The sequence below is a fragment of the Enterobacter cloacae complex sp. S1 genome, assembly GCF_014930525.1.
Taxonomy (GTDB): Bacteria; Pseudomonadota; Gammaproteobacteria; order Enterobacterales; family Enterobacteriaceae; genus Enterobacter; species Enterobacter hormaechei_C.
In genome coordinates this window covers 104534-129081 of record NZ_JADBRE010000023.1, presented here as the reverse complement: position 1 = coordinate 129081, position 24548 = coordinate 104534, and the positions used below count along the sequence as shown (strand labels likewise).

Annotated in this window: 18 protein-coding genes and 1 pseudogene; 9 read left to right on the top strand and 10 right to left on the bottom strand. The window is 56.3% G+C overall.

Annotated features, from left to right (window positions below):
* Positions 1-58: 58 nt before the first annotated feature.
* Entirely contained in the window at positions 59-1432 is a 1374-nt protein-coding gene (gene xseA, locus IM290_RS16115) for an exodeoxyribonuclease VII large subunit (RefSeq protein WP_063136596.1), read from the bottom strand.
* Between the two features lie 159 nt (positions 1433-1591).
* Between xseA and guaB the strand changes: the two genes are divergently transcribed.
* Positions 1592-3058, top strand: coding sequence for an IMP dehydrogenase (guaB, locus tag IM290_RS16110; RefSeq protein ID WP_003860601.1), 1467 nt, complete (start codon positions 1592-1594; stop codon positions 3056-3058).
* A 67-nt stretch (positions 3059-3125) separates the two neighbouring features.
* Positions 3126-4703 (top strand): glutamine-hydrolyzing GMP synthase, encoded by a 1578-nt coding sequence (gene guaA / locus IM290_RS16105; RefSeq protein ID WP_062933291.1) that lies wholly within the window; start codon positions 3126-3128, stop codon positions 4701-4703.
* Between the two features lie 101 nt (positions 4704-4804).
* Here the strand turns inward: guaA and IM290_RS16100 are convergent, their stop codons facing one another.
* On the bottom strand, positions 4805-5158 hold the full coding sequence (locus IM290_RS16100; protein ID WP_047365237.1) for a helix-turn-helix domain-containing protein: 354 nt from the start codon (positions 5156-5158) through the stop codon (positions 4805-4807).
* Between the two features lie 337 nt (positions 5159-5495).
* Between IM290_RS16100 and IM290_RS16095 the strand changes: the two genes are divergently transcribed.
* Both IM290_RS16095 and oqxB read left to right on the top strand, forming a co-directional pair.
* On the top strand, positions 5496-6671 hold the full coding sequence (locus IM290_RS16095; protein WP_193042353.1) for an efflux RND transporter periplasmic adaptor subunit: 1176 nt from the start codon (positions 5496-5498) through the stop codon (positions 6669-6671).
* Between the two features lie 23 nt (positions 6672-6694).
* Entirely contained in the window at positions 6695-9847 is a 3153-nt protein-coding gene (oqxB, locus tag IM290_RS16090) for a multidrug efflux RND transporter permease subunit OqxB (RefSeq protein ID WP_047365235.1), read from the top strand.
* A gap of 66 nt (positions 9848-9913) precedes the next feature.
* Here oqxB and IM290_RS16085 read toward each other — a convergent pair whose 3' ends face one another.
* On the bottom strand, positions 9914-10393 hold the full coding sequence (locus tag IM290_RS16085) for an Rrf2 family transcriptional regulator (protein ID WP_003860591.1): 480 nt from the start codon (positions 10391-10393) through the stop codon (positions 9914-9916).
* Positions 10394-10648: 255 nt separating this feature from the next.
* Between IM290_RS16085 and IM290_RS21655 the strand changes: the two are divergent.
* A pseudogene (locus IM290_RS21655) lies at positions 10649-10732 on the top strand (MipA/OmpV family protein); the annotation flags it as partial.
* A 129-nt stretch (positions 10733-10861) separates the two neighbouring features.
* Here IM290_RS21655 and IM290_RS16080 read toward each other — a convergent pair.
* The 3 genes from IM290_RS16080 to IM290_RS16070 form a co-directional block, all read right to left on the bottom strand.
* Positions 10862-11608 (bottom strand): alpha/beta fold hydrolase, encoded by a 747-nt coding sequence (locus IM290_RS16080; protein WP_193042352.1) that lies wholly within the window; start codon positions 11606-11608, stop codon positions 10862-10864.
* A gap of 10 nt (positions 11609-11618) precedes the next feature.
* Complete coding sequence (locus IM290_RS16075) at positions 11619-12086, bottom strand: DUF6130 family protein (protein ID WP_193042351.1); 468 nt, start codon at positions 12084-12086, stop codon at positions 11619-11621.
* A 154-nt stretch (positions 12087-12240) separates the two neighbouring features.
* Positions 12241-12411 carry a YfgG family protein gene (locus IM290_RS16070; protein WP_017383512.1) on the bottom strand — a complete coding sequence of 57 codons (171 nt, stop codon included), beginning with the start codon at positions 12409-12411 and terminating at the stop codon, positions 12241-12243.
* Positions 12412-12779: 368 nt separating this feature from the next.
* On the opposite strand from IM290_RS16070, the gene IM290_RS16065 reads away from it, so the two are divergent.
* Positions 12780-15020 (top strand): EAL domain-containing protein, encoded by a 2241-nt coding sequence (locus IM290_RS16065; protein ID WP_193042350.1) that lies wholly within the window; start codon positions 12780-12782, stop codon positions 15018-15020.
* A gap of 4 nt (positions 15021-15024) precedes the next feature.
* Here IM290_RS16065 and ppx read toward each other — a convergent pair whose 3' ends face one another.
* From ppx to purM, 4 genes are all read right to left on the bottom strand, one after another.
* Positions 15025-16563: an exopolyphosphatase gene (ppx, locus tag IM290_RS16060; protein WP_003860570.1), complete on the bottom strand. Its 1539-nt coding sequence runs from the start codon at positions 16561-16563 to the stop codon at positions 15025-15027.
* A gap of 3 nt (positions 16564-16566) precedes the next feature.
* Positions 16567-18627 (bottom strand): polyphosphate kinase 1, encoded by a 2061-nt coding sequence (ppk1, locus tag IM290_RS16055; protein WP_015572188.1) that lies wholly within the window; start codon positions 18625-18627, stop codon positions 16567-16569.
* A gap of 228 nt (positions 18628-18855) precedes the next feature.
* Positions 18856-19497 (bottom strand): phosphoribosylglycinamide formyltransferase, encoded by a 642-nt coding sequence (gene purN / locus IM290_RS16050; protein WP_006811493.1) that lies wholly within the window; start codon positions 19495-19497, stop codon positions 18856-18858.
* Entirely contained in the window at positions 19494-20531 is a 1038-nt protein-coding gene (gene purM, locus IM290_RS16045; RefSeq protein WP_193042349.1) for a phosphoribosylformylglycinamidine cyclo-ligase, read from the bottom strand. The genes purN and purM overlap by 4 nt, the downstream gene beginning before the upstream one ends.
* A 266-nt stretch (positions 20532-20797) precedes the next feature.
* Here purM and IM290_RS16040 point away from each other — a divergent pair, with 266 nt between their 5' ends.
* From IM290_RS16040 to uraA, 3 genes are all read left to right on the top strand, one after another.
* On the top strand, positions 20798-22228 hold the full coding sequence (locus tag IM290_RS16040) for a 6-phospho-beta-glucosidase (protein ID WP_015572190.1): 1431 nt from the start codon (positions 20798-20800) through the stop codon (positions 22226-22228).
* A 226-nt stretch (positions 22229-22454) separates the two neighbouring features.
* Positions 22455-23081 carry a uracil phosphoribosyltransferase gene (gene upp, locus IM290_RS16035; RefSeq protein ID WP_003860560.1) on the top strand — a complete coding sequence of 209 codons (627 nt, stop codon included), beginning with the start codon at positions 22455-22457 and terminating at the stop codon, positions 23079-23081.
* A gap of 82 nt (positions 23082-23163) precedes the next feature.
* Entirely contained in the window at positions 23164-24453 is a 1290-nt protein-coding gene (uraA, locus tag IM290_RS16030) for a uracil permease (protein ID WP_017692944.1), read from the top strand.
* Positions 24454-24548: the final 95 nt, after the last annotated feature.

Sequence of the window (24548 nt, the reverse complement as noted above, 5' to 3'; positions counted from 1 at the left end):
GCTGCTCTCCTTATTAAAAAAGGCAATAGCAGCAGTATAGTTTGTAACCGGCGAAGATTTATCCGCTTTTACGCTGGCGCGTTTTTTTCACCGGTTTGATCTCTTTCACCTCACTCTCGACCCAGCCGTCAGAAAGCCGGGTGGTGAGCACATCCCCGGCTTTAACCTGTTTCGTTTGTTTCAGCACTTTGCCGTCCGTCGCGGTGGTCACACTATAGCCGCGAGCCAGCGTGGAGAGCGGGCTGACGGCTTCCAGATGGGTGACCGCATTGCCAAAACGCTCGCGGGTGGCGCTCAGGCGTGAGCGGATATTTTCCGCGAGGCGGAACTCAAGCTGCTGGATCCGCGTTTGTGCGCGATAAATCTTCGGCTGCGGGTTTTGCTGGTTCAGACGCTGCGTGACGCGCTGCTGGCGAGATACCGCCCGCTTAAGCTGGTTATCCAGCGCGAAGTTCATCCGCTGACGCAGACGTTCCAGCACGGTTTGCTGACGCGCCAGACGCAATTGCGGATGCTGCTGTTGCAGACGATGGTGAAGCTGGGTAAAGCGGCGGGTACGGCTGGCGAGGAAGTAGTCCATCGCCATCTCCAGGCGCTGCTGCCCGTTCTGGATCTGACGCAGCAGCTCCTGTTGGTTACGGCTGACTACCTCTGCCGCCGCGGACGGCGTGGGCGCGCGTAAATCCGCGACAAAATCCGCTATCGTCACATCTGTTTCATGGCCGACGGCGCTTACCACCGGGATAAGGCTGGCAAAGATTGCCCGCGCCACGCGCTCGTCGTTAAAGCTCCACAGGTCCTCCAGCGAGCCGCCGCCGCGCCCAACGATTAATACATCACACTCCTGACGCGCATTCGCCAGCTCAATCGCGCGCACGATCTGCCCCGGCGCATCGTCACCCTGAACGGCAGTTGGGTAAATAATGACGGGCAGGGAAGGGTCACGGCGCTTCAGGACGTGCAAAATATCGTGCAGGGCCGCACCGGTTTTCGAGGTAATGACCCCAACGCAGTGAGCGGGTGAGGGCAGGGGCTTTTTAAACTGCTGGTCGAACAATCCCTCAGCCGAAAGCATGGCTTTTAGCTGCTCATACTTCTGTTGCAGCAAGCCTTCGCCCGCGGGCTGCATGCTCTCGACGATAATCTGATAATCGCCGCGCGGCTCATACAGGGTAATGTTGGCGCGAACCAGAACCTGCTGGCCATGCTGAGGGCGGAACGTCACGCGACGGTTGCTGTTGCGGAACATCGCGCAGCGTACCTGAGCGGTGTCGTCTTTCAGCGTAAAGTACCAGTGACCGGAAGCAGGCTGCGTGAAGTTAGAGATTTCACCGCTGATCCAGACTTGTCCCATTTCCTGCTCAAGCAGCAAACGTACCGTCTGATTAAGGCGGCTGACAGTATAAATTGAGGGGGATTGAGAGGATAACATGTGAGCGGGATCAAATTCTAAATCAGCAAGTTATTCAGTCGATAGTAACCTGCTGAGAGGTGAGCGCAAGCATTTTTTTCAAAAAAGTGTGGATGCAATCGGTTACGCTCTGTATAATGCCACGGCAATATTTAACCACCCAGGTCAGAGATATTGCCCATGCTACGTATCGCTAAAGAAGCACTGACGTTTGACGACGTCCTCCTCGTTCCCGCTCACTCCACCGTTCTGCCGAATACTGCCGACCTCAGCACGCAGTTGACGAAAACCATTCGTCTGAACATTCCTATGCTCTCCGCAGCAATGGACACCGTGACTGAAGCGCGTCTGGCTATCGCTCTGGCACAGGAAGGCGGCATTGGCTTTATCCACAAAAACATGTCTATCGAGCGTCAGGCGGAAGAAGTTCGCCGCGTGAAGAAGCATGAATCCGGTATCGTGTCCGATCCTCAGACCGTTCTGCCAACCACCACGCTGCACGAAGTGAAAGCCCTGACCGAGCGTAACGGCTTTGCAGGCTATCCGGTAGTCACTGAAGACAACGAACTGGTGGGTATCATTACCGGTCGTGACGTGCGTTTCGTGACTGACCTGAACCAGCCTGTTAGCGTCTACATGACGCCAAAAGAGCGTCTGGTGACCGTGCGTGAAGGCGAAACCCGCGACGTGGTGCTGGCGAAAATGCACGAAAAACGCGTTGAGAAAGCGCTGGTTGTGGACGCGAACTTCCACCTGCGCGGCATGATCACCGTTAAAGATTTCCAGAAAGCAGAACGTAAACCGAACGCCTGTAAAGACGAGCATGGCCGTCTGCGCGTCGGCGCTGCGGTTGGCGCAGGTGCGGGTAACGAAGAGCGCGTTGACGCGCTGGTTGCTGCGGGCGTTGACGTGCTGCTGATTGACTCCTCCCACGGCCACTCCGAAGGCGTTCTGCAACGTATTCGTGAAACCCGTGCTAAATACCCGGATCTCCAGATCATCGGCGGTAACGTAGCAACCGGCGCAGGCGCTCGCGCGCTGGCGGAAGCGGGTTGCAGCGCGGTGAAAGTGGGTATCGGCCCTGGTTCTATCTGTACCACCCGTATCGTCACCGGCGTAGGCGTGCCGCAGATCACGGCAGTTTCTGACGCGGTTGAAGCGCTGGAAGGTACCGGTATTCCGGTAATCGCGGATGGCGGTATCCGCTTCTCTGGCGACATTGCCAAAGCGATCGCCGCAGGTGCCGCAGCCGTGATGGTGGGCTCTATGCTGGCCGGTACCGAAGAATCCCCGGGTGAAATCGAACTCTACCAGGGTCGTTCTTATAAATCCTACCGCGGTATGGGCTCCCTGGGCGCGATGTCCAAAGGTTCCTCCGACCGTTACTTCCAGACCGATAACGCCGCAGACAAACTGGTGCCGGAAGGTATTGAAGGCCGCGTGGCGTATAAAGGCCGCCTGAAAGAGATCATTCACCAGCAGATGGGCGGCCTGCGCTCCTGTATGGGTCTGACCGGCTGTGGTACCATTGACCTGCTGCGTACCAAAGCGGAATTCGTACGCATCAGCGGTGCGGGTATCCAGGAGAGCCACGTTCACGACGTGACGATCACCAAAGAGTCCCCGAACTACCGTCTGGGCTCCTGATAAATTTCCGCGCCCGGCTCAATGCCGGGCGCTTTGTTTTGTTTCACTTGCCTCGGAATTAGCGTCAATGACGGAAAACATTCATAAACATCGCATTCTCATCCTGGACTTTGGTTCTCAGTACACTCAGCTGGTGGCGCGCCGCGTGCGTGAGCTGGGCGTTTACTGTGAACTGTGGGCGTGGGATGTCACGGAAGCACAGATTCGCGAGTTCAATCCAAGCGGCATCATCCTTTCCGGCGGCCCGGAAAGCACCACCGAAGAGAACAGCCCGCGTGCGCCGCAGTACGTGTTCGAAGCGGGCGTACCGGTGTTCGGCGTTTGCTACGGCATGCAGACCATGGCGATGCAGCTGGGCGGCCACGTAGAAGGCTCTAACGAGCGTGAGTTCGGCTACGCACAGGTTGAAGTCGTCACCGACAGCGCGCTGGTGCGCGGTATCGAAGACTCCCTGACCGCAGACGGCAAACCGCTGCTGGACGTGTGGATGAGCCACGGCGACAAAGTCACCGCTATCCCGTCCGACTTCGTGACCGTTGCCAGCACTGAAAGCTGCCCGTTCGCCATCATGGCGAACGAAGAAAAACGCTTCTACGGCGTGCAGTTCCACCCGGAAGTGACCCACACCCGTCAGGGTATGCGCATGCTGGAGCGCTTCGTGCGTGACATCTGCCAGTGTGAAGCCCTGTGGACCCCGGCAAAAATCATCGACGATGCCGTGGAGCGTATCCGCCAGCAGGTTGGTGATGACAAAGTAATCCTCGGCCTCTCCGGCGGCGTGGACTCCTCCGTAACCGCGATGCTGCTGCACCGCGCCATCGGTAAAAACCTGACCTGCGTCTTCGTGGACAACGGTCTGCTGCGTCTGAACGAAGCCCGGCAGGTAATGGACATGTTCGGTGACCACTTCGGTCTGAACATCGTTCACGTGGAAGGCGAGCAGCGCTTCCTGGACGCGCTGAAAGGCGAGAACGATCCGGAAGCGAAACGTAAAATCATCGGTCGCGTGTTCGTGGAAGTGTTCGACGAAGAAGCGCTGAAGCTGGAAGATGTGAAATGGCTGGCGCAGGGCACCATCTACCCTGACGTGATCGAGTCTGCGGCCTCCGCCACCGGTAAAGCGCACGTCATCAAATCTCACCACAACGTGGGCGGCCTGCCGAAAGAGATGAAGATGGGCTTGGTTGAACCGCTGCGTGAGCTGTTCAAAGACGAAGTGCGTAAGATCGGCCTGGAGCTGGGTCTGCCGTACGACATGCTCTACCGTCACCCGTTCCCGGGCCCGGGTCTCGGCGTACGCGTGCTGGGCGAAGTGAAGAAAGAGTACTGCGACCTGCTGCGTCGCGCGGACGCGATCTTCATCGAAGAGCTGCACAAAGCTGACCTGTACAACAAAGTGAGCCAGGCGTTCACCGTGTTCCTGCCGGTGCGCTCGGTCGGCGTGATGGGCGATGGCCGTAAGTACGACTGGGTAGTCTCCCTGCGTGCGGTGGAAACCATCGACTTCATGACCGCGCACTGGGCGCACCTGCCGTATGACTTCTTAGGCCGCGTGTCTAACCGCATCATCAACGAAGTGAACGGCATTTCCCGCGTGGTGTATGACATCAGCGGCAAGCCACCGGCGACGATCGAATGGGAGTAAGCCCATAACCTTTCCTGCGAAGTTATAAGCAGGTAAGACTGATAAAACCCTCTGTTTACAGAGGGTTTTTCTTTTTGGCCGATATCCGGCCCGGCGGTGAACTACTGCCTCATCTGCCGCGATTCACGGCAGCCGATACTGCGTCGCCATGCCCCGGGGGCCTGACCATACTGACGCTTAAAGCTGCGGTTGAAGGACTGCTGAGAGTCAAAGCCCAGCGCGATCGCCACGTTCAGAATCGGTTCATCGCTGTGGGCCAGGCGCTCAACCGATTTTTGCAGCTTTTGCGCGCGAATATATTCGGCGAGAGGGGAGCCGGTATGTTCTTTGAAAAGCCGCTGGAGGTGCCATTTCGAATAGCCGGCTCGCCTGGAGACGGTTTCAATGTCCAGACGGCTATCGAGGTTGTTGTCGATCCAGTCGAGTAAATCGTGAATGAATGCACCCGTGTTCATTTTGCTTCCCCCTACGCCACGTATTAAAAAGCATCTTTGTTTGTTGCACTTAAAGGTGACCCGTTTTTACATTAATTGCAAGTTTTATTGTTGCATTTAAATCCCTTCTCAAAACGCGTGATTTATCTTCGCCGCAAATAGCACATAAAGTGCAACAATTATTCTTGCACTTAATTAAGCGCCTTCCTACAATCGCCGCGATAGTGTATTCGCAACTGTTACAGTTTTGTGGCGATGAACGACACAAATGGCCTTAAGCCAGCTACCGGACAAAGGAAGTGGCGCGGCGCCTCCCGCTGCGTCTTGCCCGGCGGCTACAATAACCGGAATAAAAATAATGAGCCTGCAAAAAACCTGGGGTAGCTTTCATCTGAGCGTTATGGGGGTAGTTTTACTCTCAGCGCTTCTCGTCGGATGCGATGACAGCGTCGCGCAAAATGCCGCGCCGCAAGCGCCCGTTGTCAGCGCTGCTGACGTGGTGGTGAAATCCATTAGCCAGTGGGACAGCTTTAATGGTCGCATTGAAGCGGTGGAAAGCGTTCAGCTGCGTCCGCGCGTCTCCGGCTACATTGAGAAAGTGAATTACACCGACGGCCAGGAGGTGAAAAAGGGCGAGGTGCTGTTCACGATTGATGACCGAACCTATCGCGCCGCGCTGGAGCAGGCGCAGGCGAACCTGGCGAGAGCCAAAACGCAGGCCAGCCTGGCGCGAAGCGAGGCTAACCGTACCGATAAATTAGTCAATACCAACGTGGTATCCCGTGAAGAGTGGGAGCAGCGCCGTTCCGCCGCTACCCAGGCGCAGGCTGATATTCGCGCCGCGCAGGCGGCGGTGGACGCCGCGCAACTTAACCTCGACTTCACCAAAGTGACCGCGCCTATCGACGGTCGCGCCAGCCGGGCGCTGATCACCAGCGGTAACCTGGTGACGGCGGGCGACAGCGCCAGCGTGCTCACTACCCTGGTCTCGCAGAAGACGGTTTATGTCTACTTCGACGTGGACGAGTCAACCTACCTTCACTATCAGAACCTGGCCCGCAGCGGGCAACGGGCGTCCGGCGATCGCACGGCGCTGCCGGTGGAGATTGGCCTGACGGGCGAGGAGGGCTATCCCCATCAGGGCAAAGTGGATTTCCTGGATAACCAGCTCACGCCAAGTACCGGGACAATCCGCATGCGCGCGCTGCTGGATAACTCACAGCGTCAGTTCACCCCAGGACTCTTTGCCCGCGTGCGCCTGCCGGGCAGTGCGGAATTTAAAGCCACGCTTGTTGACGATAAGGCGGTGCTGACCGATCAGGATCGTAAATACGTCTATATCGTGGATAAAGACGGGAAAGCGCAGCGCCGCGACATTACGCCGGGGCGTCTGGCCGATGGTTTACGTATCGTACAGCAGGGGCTGAATCCCGGGGATAAAGTCATCGTCGATGGTTTACAAAAAGTGTTTATGCCGGGTATGCCGGTTAACGCGAAAACCGTTGCCATGACCGCCAGCGCCGCCCTCAACTGATCCCTTACCTGAGAATCCAATCCATGGACTTTTCCCGTTTTTTCATCGACAGGCCGATTTTTGCCGCCGTACTGTCGATTCTGATTTTTATCACAGGATTAATCGCCATCCCGCTGCTGCCGGTGAGCGAATACCCTGACGTCGTGCCGCCAAGCGTGCAGGTGCGCGCCGAGTACCCGGGCGCCAACCCGAAAGTGATTGCTGAGACCGTGGCAACGCCGCTGGAAGAGGCGATCAACGGCGTTGAAAACATGATGTACATGAAATCCGTCGCGGGTTCCGACGGCGTGCTGGTGACTACCGTCACCTTCCGCCCGGGCACCGATCCGGATCAGGCGCAGGTTCAGGTGCAAAACCGCGTCGCGCAGGCCGAAGCGCGTCTGCCGGAAGACGTGCGGCGTCTGGGCATCACGACTCAGAAACAGTCGCCAACGCTGACGCTGGTGGTGCATCTGTTTTCGCCTGGCGGTAAGTACGATTCACTGTATATGCGTAACTACGCCACGCTGAAGGTGAAGGATGAGCTGGCGCGTCTGCCCGGCGTGGGGCAGATTCAGATTTTCGGCTCGGGCGAATACGCGATGCGCGTCTGGCTGGACCCGAACAAGGTCGCGGCCCGCGGGCTGACCGCTTCGGACGTGGTCACGGCGATGCAGGAGCAGAACGTGCAGGTGTCCGCCGGGCAGCTTGGCGCCGAGCCGCTGCCGAAAGAGAGCGATTTCCTGATCTCCATTAACGCCCAGGGCCGCCTGCATACCGAAGACGAGTTCGGCAACATTGTCCTGAAAACCACGCAGGATGGTACGGTCGTCCGACTGCGCGACGTGGCGCGTATCGAGATGGGTTCCGGCAGCTACGCGCTGCGCTCCCAGCTGAACAATAAAGACGCGGTCGGGATTGGTATCTTCCAGTCGCCGGGGGCAAACGCCATCGATCTGTCTAACGCGGTGCGCGCCAAAATGGACGAACTGTCCACACGATTCCCGGACGATATGAAATGGGCGGCGCCTTACGACCCGACGGTGTTTGTACGCGACTCGATCCGCGCGGTGGTGCAAACGCTGCTGGAAGCGGTGGTGCTGGTCGTGCTGGTGGTGATCCTGTTCCTGCAAACCTGGCGCGCGTCGATAATCCCGCTGATTGCGGTGCCGGTATCGGTAGTGGGCACGTTCAGTATTCTCTACCTGCTGGGCTTTTCGCTGAATACCCTGAGCCTGTTCGGGCTGGTGCTGGCGATTGGTATCGTGGTGGACGATGCCATCGTGGTGGTGGAAAACGTCGAACGAAATATCGAAGAGGGGCTCGCCCCACTTGCGGCAGCGCATCAGGCGATGCGTGAAGTGTCCGGACCGATTATTGCCATTGCGCTGGTGTTGTGTGCGGTATTCGTTCCGATGGCGTTCCTCTCCGGCGTGACCGGTCAGTTCTACAAGCAGTTTGCGGTAACGATAGCCATTTCCACGGTGATCTCCGCGATCAACTCGCTGACGCTCTCGCCAGCGCTGGCCGCGCTGCTGTTGAAGCCGCATGGCGCCCCGAAAGATTTCCCGACCCGGCTTATCGATCGTCTGTTCGGCTGGATTTTCCGTCCGTTTAACCGCTTTTTCCACCGCAGCTCGACTGGCTATCAGGGGCTGGTGGGCAAAACGCTCGGCCGACGCGGGGCGGTGTTTGTGGTTTATTTGCTGCTGCTTTGCGCTGCGGGCGTGATGTTTAAAGTCGTTCCCGGCGGGTTTATTCCGACGCAGGATAAGCTGTACCTGATCGGCGGCGTGAAAATGCCGGAAGGCTCGTCGCTGGCGCGCACCGATGCGGTGATCCGCAAAATGAGCGAAATCGGGATGAATACCGAAGGCGTGGATTATGCGGTCGCGTTTCCTGGCCTGAATGCGCTCCAGTTCACCAATACGCCGAACACCGGGACGGTCTTCTTTGGCCTGAAGCCTTTCGACCAGCGTAAACATACTGCGGCGGAAATAAACGCGGAGATCAACGCGAAAATCGCGCAAATCCAGCAGGGCTTTGGCTTCTCGATTCTGCCGCCGCCGATTTTAGGTCTGGGCCAGGGATCGGGCTATTCGCTGTACATTCAGGATCGTGCTGGTCTGGGCTATGGCGCGCTGCAAAACGCGGTGAACACCATGTCCGGGGCGATTATGCAGACGCCGGGGATGCATTTCCCTATCTCAACCTACCAGGCAAACGTTCCGCAGCTGGATGTACAGGTTGACCGTGATAAGGCGAAAGCGCAGGGCGTGTCGCTCACCGATCTCTTCGGGACGCTGCAAACCTATCTGGGCTCGTCTTATGTGAATGACTTCAACCAGTTCGGTCGCACCTGGCGCGTAATGGCACAGGCCGACGGGCAGTTCCGCGACAGCGTGGAAGATATCGCGAATTTACGCACCCGTAATAGCCAGGGTGAAATGGTGCCGATTGGCAGTATGGTGAAAATCACGACCACCTACGGTCCGGACCCGGTGATCCGCTACAACGGCTATCCGGCGGCGGATCTGATTGGCGATGCCGACCCGCGCGTGCTCTCTTCCGCGCAGGCGATGACGCAGCTGGACGGTATGTCTAAGCAGATCCTGCCGAACGGGATGAATATTGAATGGACGGACCTGAGCTTCCAGCAGGCCACCCAGGGCAACACGGCGCTGATCGTCTTCCCGGTCGCGGTGCTGCTGGCGTTCCTGGTGCTGGCGGCGCTGTATGAAAGCTGGACGCTGCCCCTGGCGGTGATCCTCATCGTGCCGATGACGATGCTCTCCGCGCTGTTCGGCGTCTGGCTGACCGGGGGCGATAACAACGTCTTCGTGCAGGTAGGGCTGGTGGTACTGATGGGGCTGGCCTGTAAAAACGCGATTCTTATCGTGGAGTTTGCCCGCGAGCTGGAAATTCAGGGCAAAGGCATTATGGAGGCCGCGCTGGAAGCGTGCCGCCTGCGTCTACGCCCGATTGTAATGACCTCTATCGCCTTTATTGCCGGGACCATTCCACTGATCCTTGGTCACGGGGCAGGGGCAGAAGTGCGCGGCGTCACCGGGATCACCGTGTTCGCCGGGATGCTGGGTGTGACGCTGTTTGGTCTGTTCCTGACGCCGGTCTTTTACGTGACGCTGCGTAAGTTCGTGACGCGCGGTAAAGCGGAAAGAGAGGTGTTGCCTGCGTAGGACGTAGCAGATAGCAAAAAGCCGCCTTCACAATGAAGGCGGCTTTTTTTTCGCAGTCTGTCAGGATTAGGGCGCTTTTTTATGCTGTGTGCAGAGTTCCGGCACCGGATCGCACCCGCTGGTATCGGCTTTTTTCACCTCTTCCAGCGCGCTGGCGACGGTATGGCGCGCTAAAACCGCTAACGAAGCCTGCTCCGCTTCATCAGCGATTGATTTGAAGTACCAGCAGGCGTTGGCGCTGACCACGCAGCGGGCCGGGACGTCAGGACGGGACGCCCACAGCTTTTTATCTTCAGTGACGGAAAGGTAGATATCACGCAGGGTAATCTCTTCCGCCGGGCGGCCAAGGTGAATAGAGCCGTTGCGGCCAAGCGTGGAGACGATAATGCCGTCGCGGGCGAGAGGAACCATTAATTTGCGGATAAAGCTCGGATTCGCTTCCAGGCCGTAAGCCAGGATTGCACTCGTCGAACGTTCACCCGATTGCTCCGCCATCGCTACGCTGAGAACCATCTGCAAAGCTGTCGGGAAGCGGTAATCTAACATTTTTCTGTCCTGGGTTGCGGTGAATCTTGTTCTTTTTGGCACCGCAGAGGTGAATAATCAGTAAGTAACAATATAACAAATACGGTAATTTTATTGAAGCAATCTGCGGCATACATGAAGTAACGCTGTGCTGACACATGTCAGGACGTGTAGCGCCGCGTTTACGTTCATGCGAACGCCGGATTCGGGAAATCAACGGTCACCATAAGACCGCCTTCGGCTGACGTACTCAGATTGACCCTGCCGGTTACGTAGCTGACGGGAGAGGCTGGCGATAGCCCCATTGTTCAGCGAAAAACGTTTCCTGGAGGAAGTTTGAAGGTGACGTACAGCTTCTGATGGTTCAGTGAGGGGGAAGGCGCGTTTGTGACAAAACCGCACATAACCCCGTTGCAGGAGCCGGAAGTGCATAAAGCCCGCAGGATGGCGTGGCCCGATGTCGGACCGTTCATCCTGCGGTTTTTTTTATCACTGTTGACCCGATAACGCCTGTTCAATCGTACGGGTAACGACGTCCGGCTGGCTGACCATCGATACATGGCTTGCCGTCACCTCCGTGGTGTTGGCGTTGATTTTTTTCGCCATTGCACGCTCAAGCTCAGGATCGATCATCCTGTCATTTTTGCTGACCACATACCAGCTCGGTTTGTCATGCCAGGCGGCATGCGCGATTTTCTCCCCAAACGCATCGGCCTTAATGGGGCCCTGCGTCGCGGCAATCACATTGCGCTCGGTGTCCTTCACGTCAGGCGCAAAATTCTCGCTGACCGCTTTTGTCGGCAGATATAAATACCCCTCTGTGGTTTTAGCGAGACTGGCGCTCCCCGGTGGAGCAGGGAAGCTGTCTGCCAGGTCTGCCGTCGACTGGCCGGAATCCGGCGCAAAAGCGGCGACATAAACCAGTGACTTCACGCGGGCATTGTTTCCCGCCTCGCTGATTACCGTCCCGCCCCAGGAGTGCCCGACCAGTACCACATCCCCATGAGACCGGGCGATAGCGCGCTGCGTGGCGGCGACATCATCTTTCAGCGAGGTGAGGGGCAATTGAACTGCGATAACCTCGGTATGGTGTTTTTGTAGCCGGGTAATCACCTTATTCCAGCTGCTGCCGTCGGCAAACGCCCCATGCACCAGCACCACGCTGGCTTTTGTCCCGGCCAGCGCGCTGGTGGAAATTGCCAGTAGCGCCGCCGTTAATACAGACAATACTTTCATATCAGGCTCCTTAAAAGTGATGGATCGCGGCGTGTGACGGCACGGTGAATTCAACGGTTTTATGGTCGATGGGTTTATGCGTCGGGTCGGCAACGACGATCGTCACCTTGTGCTTTCCTGCGGGCAGCCCGACCAGGATCACCGGCTCGCCGCTGGTATCAGCCCAGTGCCAGGGCGCGTCATCCACCACAACGTGAATATGGCCGATACGCGGAGTGACTTTCAGCGCGTCGGGTCCAAATACAGGTTCAATGCGCAGGTTTTCGATACGGTACTGAATAAAGACCGCACCTTTACTTAGCGGTCCCGCCAGCGGCGGATCGACAATCAGTTTTGCCCGCGGCTGGGGTTGTTCAGGCGGGGCGATGGCGGCTGGACCGTTGACATCAGCGGCGCTCAGGCCATCCAACGGTGCGGCCAGTGCGCCAGCAAATGACGTCAGCACAAATACAGGGAGCAGGAAATATCGACGAATCATCTGTGTCTCCTCATTAGTTCATTATAGCGAGGGACACAGAAGACCATTTTTATGTATCGGGGATGTTTGCTTTTGCGGGCGTTTTGTACCGGTTTGTCAGCGTAGCGCTCGGGATACAGTGCGATACAGTTTGTCTGCCGGGAGCGAACACGCTTTAGCGCTCGGGCGAATCCACCACAAGACCTGATTGCTGCGACTGAATTTTGTCCTGATGGTGATACCAGGCGCCAATGGAGGAATAAACAAAGCGGCCAAAGAAAAACAGGAAACTGATGAGCAGTATGATGCGGGTCATCCGGGTGTTAAATCGATGTCGTTTTCGCATACGCGTAGCCTGACTCACTTTCTTTTCCTGAGTATACCCTTTTGGGCGATACGGCTATTAAGGCACAGCCGCAAGTCAGGGTCAATTCGGCGAAATGTAAAATAGCGTCAATGCTTACATTAATTTATGTTATTAAAAACAACAATTTTATTTATCGCATTGATAATTACAGGAAAAATACTCAAAAAAAACGTAAGAAAGGTTTATTCAGATAAATTAATTTGATTTAGGTCAACCGCATCCCGTCGTTGATATTTAAAATCCCTCCTCCACTGTGCTTGCCAGGAATTTTCCAGGCAACGTGTACGTCAGGTTGGATGCCTGTCTTCATTTACCCTCTGGAGCGCAAGGGTTGTAAACGAGCATCTATGAATATTCACCACATCCTGAAGCAAAATAAAGACCGCTGGTGGGCACTTCCTCTTATTTTACCCGTCGTGTTACTCCCGGTGCTTAGTGTGGCTAATACCTTAACGCAGTTGGGCGACGGTATCGTTGCGCTCTATTATCTCCCGCTCTCCTTTTTGCTGACGCTGATGTTATTCTTTGGCCTGGAAGCCCTCCCCGGGGTGGTGGTGTCGCTGTTTTTACGTTATTACCCCTCCGTTGGGTTATTTGAAGCCATGGCCGGCATTCTGCATTTTATCGTTCCTCTGGTGCTCAGCTGGGGCGGTTATCGCGTGTTTGCGCCCCGGCGCAATATGACCGCTTACGGTGACATACGCCTGATGGGGCAGCGTATTTTCTGGCAGGTGTTTTGCCCGGCAACGCTATTTCTGCTGCTGTTTCAGTTTGCGGTCTATCTCGGCGTCTATGAGAGCCGCCAGAGCCTCGCAGGACTGAATCCCCTCAATATTCGGACCCTTATTAACTATCAGGGGCTGCTGGTGAGCGGGCTGACGGGCGTGCCGCTAAGCTACCTGCTGATCCGCCTGATACGTCATCCGCGCTATATCAAGGGACTGATGTCCCAGCTCCGCGCGCAAATAGACAAAAAGGTGACGGCCTTTGAGTTTGTGGTGTGGTTTTTAGCCCTGGGCGGGTTGCTGGTCATGCTGCTGCTGCCCATGAATGCAAACAGTTCCATTTTCAGTACCAACTACACCTTGTCCCTGCTGATGCCCGTGATGCTCTGGGGGGCGATGCGCTTTGGCTACAAGCTGATGTCACTCATCTGGACGCCGGTCCTGCTGGTGTCGATTCACTTTTTTTATCACTACATTCCGGTGCAAGAGGGGTATGGCATTCAGCTGGCGATCACCTCATCCAGCTATCTGGTCTTTTCCTTCGTTGTGACGTACATGTCGATGCTGGCGACACGTCAGCGGGCCATCAATATTCGCTCCCGCAGTCAGGCTTTTCTCGATCCGGTGGTGCATATGCCCAACCTGCGGGCGCTGTCGCGCGAGCTGGCCAGTCATCCGTGGTCAGCGCTCTGTTTACTGCGCGTGCCCGAGCTGGAGGTGCTGGGACGCAATTACGGCGTGATGCTGCGGATCCAGTATAAACAGCAGCTGGCGCAATGGATAAACGGTACCCTTCAGCCCAATGAGCGAGTCTATCACCTCACCGGGTATGACATGGCGGTGCGTCTGGAGGCGGAGTCGCATCAACAGCGCATTGAAACGCTGGACGAGCATATCAAGCAGTTTGTTTTTATCTGGGATGGTATGCCGGTACAGCCTCAGGTCGGCGTGAGCTATTGCTATGTACGCTCACCCGTCAATCATCTCTATCTGGTGCTGGGGGAACTGGGCATCGTGGCCGATCTCTCCCTTTCTACCAACCACCCGGAAAATCTTCAGCAGCGCGGGGCTGTTCATTTGCAGCGTAGCCTGAAAGATAAGGTCGCGATGATGAGTCGTTTGCAGGCCGCGCTGGAGCAGGACGCTTTTACCCTGCTGGTTCAGCCCGTTCGCGGGCTGCGCGGTGATTATTATCACGAGGTGCTGCTGCGAATGCGTGATGATAACGGGGCGCTGATCTTTCCCGAGCAGTTCCTGCCCATTGCACAGGAGTTTGGGTTATCGTCGCGTGTTGATTTATGGGTACTGGAGCGTACGTTGAGTTTTCTGGCACAGCAACGCCAGCGTTTGCCGGGCCAGCGCTTTGCGATCAACCTCGCACCTTCTACCGCCTACAGGGCGCAGTTCCCGCTTGAAGTGAGCCGCCTGTTAGCCAAATACGCCGTTGAAGCGTGGCAACTGATCTTTGAAGTGACCGAAAGCAGCGCCTTTGGTCATGCGGATCTGGCGGCGTCGACCCTCAGGAAATTACAAAAAATGGGCATCCGGATCGCCATTGATGATTTTGGCACGGGCTACGCCAGCTATGCGCGGTTAAAAAGCGTGGACGCAGACATTCTCAAAATCGATGGCGGTTTTATTCGCAATATTGTCAGCAACAGCCTGGATTACCAGATTGTGGCTTCCATTTGCCATCTGGCCCGGATGAAGAAAATGCTGGTGGTGGCGGAATATGTGGAAACGGAAGAGATACGTAGCGCGGTGCACGCGCTAGGTATCGATTATGTGCAGGGCTATTTGATTGGGTTGCCGGCTGAGCTTGATACGTTGCTCAACACGCAGCCTTCTCAGGAGAGCGCCTGAGCCGTTACGCTGCCGCCTCAGAACTCTCTTCTTCAATCTTCAACAGCCAGCCGGTGACCGCTTCCCAATACTGCTGCTCTTTTTCCAGATCCAGCAGCACCAGCGCGTTCTGGCTAAACCAGTCGTGCGGGAAGCTCAGCGTCCAGTGATAGTCATCCGTTTTTAGCTTCAGCGTCGGCGGCGTGGTGGTTGCCTGTCGCTGATTATTGAGCAACACGCCCAGGCGCAACAGCTGAATGAGCGGCAGGAACTGCTTTTTCTTAAATAACGTAAAGCGCGGCAGATCGTCGAGCTTGATGGCTTTGCGGTGATAGCGCACCAGCGTCGCCATCATGGTTTGCTGCTCCTGGTTGAAACCAGGCAGATCGCTGTTTTGCAGAATATAGGCTGAATGGCGATGCATTCCGCTGTGGTTAATGTTCAGCCCCACCTCGTGCAACATGGCGGCCCATTTCAACAGCGCGGCCAGCTGCGGATGCGCCAGCTTCGGATTCTGCTCCTCCCACTGCTCGTACATCTGAACCGTGGTTTCGAGCACCCGTTTCGCCTGTTCGCGGTCAATGTTGTACTGGTTGGCCAGGCTCTGCGCGGTGCGGCTGCGAATATCCTGATGACGGAAACGGCCTTCCATCTCATACAGCACGCCTTCACGCAGGGCGCCGTCAGAGAGGCGCAGCTCTTTGATCGCCAGCGCGTCAAACACGCCGCAGAGGATCGCCAGCCCCGGTACGAACACGGCTTTACGTTCGTCGGACAGACCCGGCAGACTCAGGGCGTCGAAGCTCTTATGCTTAAGCACCTCTTCGGTGAGTTTCACCAGGCGCTCAGGCGTAATAAAGCCGTCTTTTTCACCCATTGCCAGCAGCACTTCATGGGCCGCTTTAATCGAACCCGATGCGCCCAGCGCCACGTTCCAGCCCTGAATACGGTATTGCCAGGCCAGATTTTCCAGTTTTTGTACGGCGGCCATGCGCGCGCGCTGGAAGTTTTCGCGGGTGATGACGCCGCCCGGGAAATACATCTGCGCGAAGCTGACGCAGCCCATACGGCGGCTTTCCACCAGACGCGGCTCGAAGTCTTCGCCAATCACCAGTTCCGTGGAACCACCGCCGATATCAATCACCAGCTTGCGGCCTTTTTCCGGCTGCGTATGCTCCACGCCCATAAAAATCAGGCGCGCTTCTTCGTTACCGGAGATGATCTCAATCGGGTAGGGGATAACCTTTTCCGCGCGCTTAAGAAACTCCGGCGCGTTCAGCGCCTGGCGTAGCGTATGCGTCCCGACGATGCAGACGCTGGACGGCGAAAAGCCTTGCAAACGTTCTGCGAACAGCGACAGACAGTTCAGCCCGCGCTCCATGGCCTCTTCGCTCAGCATGTTACGCGCGTCGAGTCCATCGGCCAGATGCACACGCTGCTTCAGACGACCGATGATCTGCATCGCGCCATCCACCTCGCGGGCGATGACCATATGGAAACTGTTTGAGCCAAGATCGACCGCGGCGAACTCCTGCGGGCGTGGGGTATTATCGTTTATTGGCATAGGTTAATCGGATTGCTCAAGTGATTTAATGTAATCGTAAATCGCCAGCTGCGAGCGCACTTTACGGCGATTGCCGCGCGGTACATAGCGATTACTGAGTTCTTTGTCGATATAACGTGCTTTCACCGTATCGCTGAACAGGATCTCGATAATGTCCAGGATACGCTGCTTCAGGCGAGGATCCAGCAGCGGTGCCGCCACTTCAATACGGTAATCAATGTTACGCGTCATCCAGTCGGCGGACGAGAGGTATACGCGCTTATCACCGGCGTTATCGAAAATATAGACGCGATCGTGTTCAAGATAGCGATCCACAATGCTGATCACGCGGATATTGTCGCTGATGCCTTCCAGTTCCGGAATGAGCGAGCACATGCCGCGAATGAGCAGATTTACCGGAACGCCGGAGCTGGAGGCCGCGTACAGGCGGTCCACCAGCCCTTTGTCCACCAGATTGTTGAGCTTCAGCGTGATGCCGGACGACAAGCCGTTCTGCGCATTGGCAATCTCTTTGTCGATCATATCGTACAGCAGGCGGCGTGAGTTCTGCGGTGACACCAGCAGATAATCGAAGCTCACCGGGCGGTACGGGTTCTCAATGAAGTTGAACACCCGACGCACTTCGTTGGTGATGCGGGCATCGGCAGTCAGCAGCGAATAGTCGGTGTAGATTCTCGCGGTTTTCTCGTTAAAGTTCCCGGTACCGATATGGGCGTAGCGCACCACGTCGTCGCCCTCCTTACGGGAGATCAGGAACAATTTGGCGTGAATTTTCAGCCCCGGTGCGGAGAAGATGACGTGTACGCCCGCTTCCGTCAGTCGGCGCGCCCAGTGGATGTTGGCCTCCTCGTCGAAGCGAGCCTGGAGCTCAACCACCACGGTCACTTTCTTGCCGTTGTGCGCCGCGTGGATCATCGCATCGATGATGCGGGAATCTTTCGCCACGCGATAAATGTTGATTTTAATCGCCAGCACGTTCGGATCGAACGAGGCCTGACGCAGCAATTCCAGCACGTGTTCAAAGGTGTGATACGGATAGTAGAGCAGCACATCCCGTTCGCGGATGGCGTCGAACCCGTTGCGGAACTTATCGAACCAGATATGGCGCAGGCGCGGCAGCGGTTTGTTCACCAGATTGGCCTTGCCGACGTTCGGGAAGCCAATGAAATCTTTAAAGTTGTGGTAACGCCCACCGGGGATAATGGAGTCGTAGCGGGAGATGGTCAGCTTATCGCGCAGCATCTCCACCATCGCGTCCGGCATATCGCGTTGATAGACAAACCGCACCGGCTCCGCCGTCAGGCGCTGCTTGAGGCTGGAAGACATCAGCTCCATCATGCTGGCCTCCATCTCATGCACCAGATCGTACTCGGCGTCACGGGTCATCTTCATCGAGTAGGCGTTGAGCGCGTCGTAATCGAAGAAGCCTTTGAAGATATCGTCCAGGCAGTAGCGCAGGATGTTATCCAGCAGGATCATCGGCTTACGCCGGCGCGGGGTTTCCGGCGGCAGGTTTACAAAGCGTGGGACTTTATCAGACGGTATTTCCAGCAACGCGTAGTTAATGGTCTCACCACGAATGATTTCTACCGCCAGATAGGTGTAATCATCTTTCAGGAACTGCACCAGATCGGTTTCACGGTTGATCAGAATCGGGGTAATGTGCTGGCGCAGATAATGTTTGAAATAGTGGCGCAGCCAGTTTTGCTGATTCGCGGAGAGCTGGCGTTCGTTGATCAGGAAGATTTGGTTGCGTGCCATTTCCAGCAGCAGCTCGTTATAGAGGCCATCAAATTCCTGATCGGCTTTCATGACGCGAGACTGGATTTTTCCAAGCAGATGCCGCGAGTGGGAGTTTAAGCCCTGTTCTTCGCTGATGATGATTCGGCGTTTCAGTTCGGCGAAGCGAACCTTGTAGAACTCATCCAGATTGTTGGAATAGATGCCTAAAAAACGCATACGTTCAATCAGCGGGTTGCTTTTATCGGCCGCTTCCTGAAGTACACGTTCGTTGAATGCTAACCAGCTTAGCTCTTTCTCGATGTATAACTTTTCCTGACCCATTACAGCTCACACTCCAGTTCAATCACAGGACGTGGTAAATCCGTCTCGTCCTTATTATGGCGAGCATTTCCACGATATGTCCAACAGTGCCAGAAAAGTATGACAGTTATTTTTTTGTTGGGGAATTTAGAGGGTTGGGGGAGGGGGTGTCGGGTGGCGCTGCGCTTACCACGACCTACGGGACCGTAGGCCCGTGCAAGCGAAGCGCCGCCGGGCAATTCAAACAGACTACTCTTCAGCCGCATAACCCTGCGGGGGCAACTTCACGCCGTCCAGCCAGGCTGCGCCGTTGCGCATCTCCAGACGTCCATCGACAAACCAGCTTACCACCAGCGGATAAATGGCGTGTTCCTGCGTCTGCACACGTTCGGTCACGTCGTCTTCGTTGTCGCCGTCAAAGACCGGTACTTTTGCCTGCAAAATGACCGGACCGCCGTCCAGCTCGTCGGTGACGAAATGCACGGAGGTACCATGCTCCTCATCGCCGTTCTCCAGCACCTGACGATGGGTGTGCAGACCGGGGTATTTTGGCAGCAGGGAAGGGTGGATATTGAGCAGTCGTCCGGCGTAGTGTGCAACAAAAGCCGGGCTCAGGATGCGCATGTAGCCTGCCAGCACCACCACGTCAGGTGCGTAGGCGTCAATCTCCTGCACCAGCTCACGGTCAAAGGCTTCACGCCCGGCGAACTGGCTGGCTTCCAGCGCGTGCGCAGGAATGTTCGCTTCCCGCGCGCGCTCAAGGCCGAATGCATCGGCCTTGTTGCTGAATACTGCCCGAATGGTGCCATTGATTTTCTTCTGTTTGCAGGCGTCTATGATTGCCTGCAAATTGCTTCCGTTGCCGGAAATGAGCACCACGATGTTTTTCATTCAATGACCACACGCTGTTCGGAATCGGAAGCTTTAATCGTACCGATTTTCCACGCGTTTTCACCTTTTTCTGTCAGCAGCTTAACCGCTTTATCCGCTTCGCTGGCGGGCAGGGCGATAACCATGCCCACGCCGCAGTTAAAGGTGCGGTACATTTCGTGAGAGCTCACGTTGCCTGCGGTTTGCAGCCAGCTGAAGACGGACGGCCACTGCCATGAGGATGCGTCGATCACCGCCTGGGTATTGTCCGGCAGCACGCGCGGAATGTTTTCCCAGAAGCCGCCGCCGGTGAGGTGAGCGATGGCGTGCACGTCAACGTTCTCAATCAGCTCCAGCACGTTTTTCACGTAGATGCGGGTCGGGGCCAGCAGGTGATCGGCCAGCGGTTTGCCGTCCAGCTCGGTGGTCAGCGGGTCGCAACCGCTCACTTCGAGGATTTTACGCACCAGAGAGTAGCCGTTGGAGTGCGGACCGCTGGAGGCCAGCGCAACCAGCACATCGCCGTCAGCCACTTTGCTGCCGTCGATAATTTCTGATTTTTCTACCACGCCGACGCAGAAGCCTGCGACGTCATAATCTTCACCGTGATACATGCCAGGCATTTCCGCGGTTTCACCGCCGACCAGCGCACAGCCGGATTGCAGGCAGCCTTCGGCGATACCGTTAATGACGCTGGCTGCGGTATCCACGTCCAGCTTGCCGGTCGCGTAGTAATCGAGGAAGAACAGCGGCTCGGCGCCCTGTACCACCAGGTCGTTGACGCACATCGCCACCAGATCGATACCAATCGTATCGTGACGCTTAAGATCCATCGCCAGGCGCAGTTTTGTACCGACACCATCCGTACCCGAGACCAGCACAGGTTCACGATATTTTTGCGGCAGCGCGCACAGTGCGCCGAATCCACCCAGGCCACCCATCACTTCCGGGCGGCGGGTTTTTTTCACCACACCTTTGATTCGGTCAACCAGCGCATTACCTGCGTCAATATCAACACCGGCATCTTTGTAGCTGAGAGAAGTTTTGTTGGTCACGGCTTAAATCCCCACGCGATTGCATAGCTAGTAAGAAAAATCGGCGCAATTCTAACAGTCCAGGCAAACGTTTGCGAGCCTATTCTCGGCGCGGGGATCTTTTTTTCTGTGCGGGCTGTCCAGGGCAACAAACTTGACTCTGTTCACGAAAATGAAACCGGTTTCGGCGATCTGCTTGCAACGGCTATCCCCTTTGCACATCATCAAACTGAAACCGGTTTCTGTAACTGTTTTTGCAGAAAATAACGCAGAATGAGGGATAGCGAATGTCAGGATTTAAAGCAGGTTTTCTGTGGGGTGGGGCCGTTGCGGCGCACCAGCTCGAAGGCGGCTGGAAAGAGGGCGGCAAGGGCGTGAGCGTTGCCGATGTCATGACGGCAGGCGCCCACGGGGTACCGCGTGAAATCACCAACGGCGTGCTGGAGGGGAAAAATTACCCAAACCACGAAGCCATCGACTTCTATCACCGCTATAAAGAAGACATCAAACTCTTTGCCGAGATGGGGTTCAAATGCTTCCGCACCTCCATCGCCTGGACGCGTATCTTCCCGAAAGGCGACGAGCTGGAGCCGAACGAAGCGGGACTCAAATTCTATGACGATCTTTTTGACGAGTGCCTGAAGCACGGCATCGAGCCGGTGATCACGCTTTCCCACTTCGAGATGCCTTTCCACCTGGTGACGGAATACGGCGGCTGGCGCAACCGTAAGCTGATCGACTTCTTTGTTCGCTTCGCGAAGGTCGTTTTTGAGCGCTACCAGCATAAAGTGAAGTACTGGATGACCTTTAACGAGATCAACAACCAGGCCAACTTCCACGAAGACTTTGCGCCGTTTACCAACTCCGGGCTGAAATATGCGCCGGGAGAAGATCGCGAGCCGGTGATGTTCCAGGCGGCGCACTATGAGCTGGTGGCCAGTGCCCTGGCGGTGAAGGCGGGGCGCGAGATTAACCCGTCACTGCAAATCGGCTGCATGATTGCCATGTGCCCCATCTATCCGCTGACCTGTGCCCCGGACGACATGATGATGGCGATGAACGCCATGCATCGCCGCTACTGGTTCACCGACGTTCACGTGCGCGGCAAGTATCCGCAGCACCTGCTCAACTACTTTGAACGTCGCGGCTTCGCGCTGGATATTACCGAAGAAGATAAAGTGGCGCTGACGCAGGGCTGCGTGGATTACATCGGGTTCAGCTACTACATGTCTTTCGCCACCAAGGCGACGGCGGACAACCCGCAGCTGGACTACGACGAAAGTAAGAGCCTGGTCTCTAACCCGTACGTGCAGAAATCGGACTGGGGCTGGCAGATCGATCCTGTCGGGCTGCGCTACTCTCTGAACTGGTTCTGGGATCACTATCAGCTGCCGCTGTTTATTGTGGAAAACGGCTTTGGCGCGATCGACGTGCAGGAGAGCGACGGCACGGTGAATGACCAGTACCGCATCGACTACCTTTCCGCGCACATCCGCGAGATGAAAAAAGCGGTGGTGGAAGACGGCGTAGATCTGATGGGCTACACGCCGTGGGGCTGTATCGACCTGGTCTCTGCCGGCACCGGCGAGATGAAGAAACGCTACGGCTTTATCTTTGTCGATAAAGATAACGAAGGTAACGGCACGCTGAACCGCAGCAAGAAGAAATCGTTCGATTGGTATAAGCAGGTGATTGCCAGCAACGGCGATAACCTGTAATTGTCGGGTGGCGCTAACGCTTACCCGACCTACACTACACGTAGGCCCGCGTAAGCGCAGCGCCACCGGGCAGAACCCGCACCCAAGCCGGAGCTTCGCCTCCGGTTTTTTTGTCTCTAAATCACTTTGCTTGATATACGTCAAGCAAGATGGGTATGGCGCAATCCGAAAAAAGCGGTATAATCCCGCGATTTTTTTGCGGATGCCACCTCAGAGGAGAAAGAGAATGAAGATTGTGGAAGTGAAACACCCACTCGTTAAACACAAGTTGGGCCTGATGCGTGAGCATGACATCAGCACGAAGCGTTTTCGCGAACTGGCTTCTGAAGTGGGTAGCCTGCTGACCTACGAAGCGACCTCTGATCTGGAAACGGAAAAAGTGACCATCGAAGGCTGGAACGGCCCGGTGCAGGTTGAGCAGATCAAAGGTAAGAAAATTACCGTGGTGCCAATCCTGCGTGCGGGTCTGGGCATGATGGAAGGCGTGCTGGAGCACGTCCCAAGCGCGCGTATCAGCGTGGTGGGTATCTACCGTAACGAAGAGACGCTTGAGCCGGTCCCGTATTTCCAGAAGCTGGTCTCTAACATCGACGAGCGTATGGCGCTGGTGGTTGACCCGATGCTGGCGACCGGTGGTTCGATGATCGCCACCATCGACCTGCTGAAAAAAGCGGGATGCAGCAGCATTAAAGTGCTGGTGCTGGTTGCGGCGCCGGAAGGTATCGCGGCGCTGGAAAAAGCGCACCCGGACGTTGAACTCTATACCGCGTCTGTCGACCAGGGACTGAACGAGCACGGGTACATCATCCCGGGGCTCGGCGATGCCGGCGATAAGATTTTTGGTACTAAATAATCGAATAACGATAAAGAAGCCGACTTTGATAGTCGGCTTTTTTTTGAATAAAAACCAACAATGACACTCAGAGGAAAACACTATGACGCGCCGTGCTATCGGGGTGAGTGAAAGACCGCCGCTTTTACAGACAATCCCGCTTAGTTTGCAGCACCTGTTCGCCATGTTTGGCGCAACCGTGCTGGTGCCAATCCTGTTTCACATTAACCCGGCTACCGTGCTGCTGTTCAACGGCATCGGTACGCTGCTTTACCTCTTTATCTGTAAAGGCAAAATCCCGGCCTATCTCGGGTCGAGCTTCGCGTTTATCTCCCCGGTTCTGCTGTTGCTGCCGCTGGGTTATGAGGTCGCGCTGGGCGGCTTTATCATGTGCGGCGTGCTGTTCTGCCTGGTCTCCTTCATCGTGAAGAAAGCCGGTACCGGCTGGCTGGACGTGATGTTCCCGCCTGCGGCAATGGGGGCCATCGTTGCCGTCATCGGCCTGGAGCTGGCGGGCGTGGCGGCGAACATGGCCGGGCTGCTGCCTGCGGACGGTCAGTCACCGGATTCCAAAACCATTATTATTTCGCTGGTGACGCTGGGCGTGACGGTATTCGGTTCCGTCCTGTTCCGCGGCTTTATGGCGATTATCCCGATCCTGATCGGCGTGCTGGCGGGTTACGCGCTCTCCTTCGTGATGGGCGTTGTGGATACCACCCCGATTGCCGAGGCGCACTGGTTCGCGCTGCCAACCTTCTACACCCCGCGCTTTGAATGGTTCGCCATTTTCACCATTCTGCCTGCCGCGCTGGTGGTGATTGCTGAGCACGTCGGCCACCTGGTGGTGACGGCGAACATCGTGAAGCGCGACCTGATCCGCGACCCGGGCCTGCATCGCTCCATGTTTGCCAACGGTTTCTCCACCATCATCTCTGGTTTCTTCGGCTCCACGCCAAACACGACTTACGGTGAGAATATCGGCGTAATGGCGATCACCCGCGTCTACAGCACCTGGGTTATCGGCGGCGCGGCGATCATCGCCATTCTGCTCTCCTGCGTTGGTAAACTGGCGGCGGCGATCCAGATTATCCCGGTTCCGGTGATGGGCGGCGTTTCTCTGCTGCTGTACGGGGTGATCGGTGCCTCCGGTATTCGCGTGCTGATTGAATCCAAAGTGGATTACAGCAAGGCGCAGAACCTGATCCTGACCTCCGTTATCCTGATTATCGGCGTGAGCGGCGCGAAGGTGCACATCGGCGCGGCAGAGCTGAAGGGTATGGCGCTGGCGACCATCGTCGGCGTCGGCCTGAGCCTGATTTTCAAGCTGATCTCGGTGATCCGCCCGGAAGAGGTGGTGCTGGACGCAGACGAAAGCGAAAAAGCGCCACATTGATCGTCATGCCGGGCGAAGGATCGCCCGGTTCTCTCCTTGCAGGTTCCGTGTTAAACTCCATTCCGATTTTATGTAAGATCTCTGGTTGAGGTATT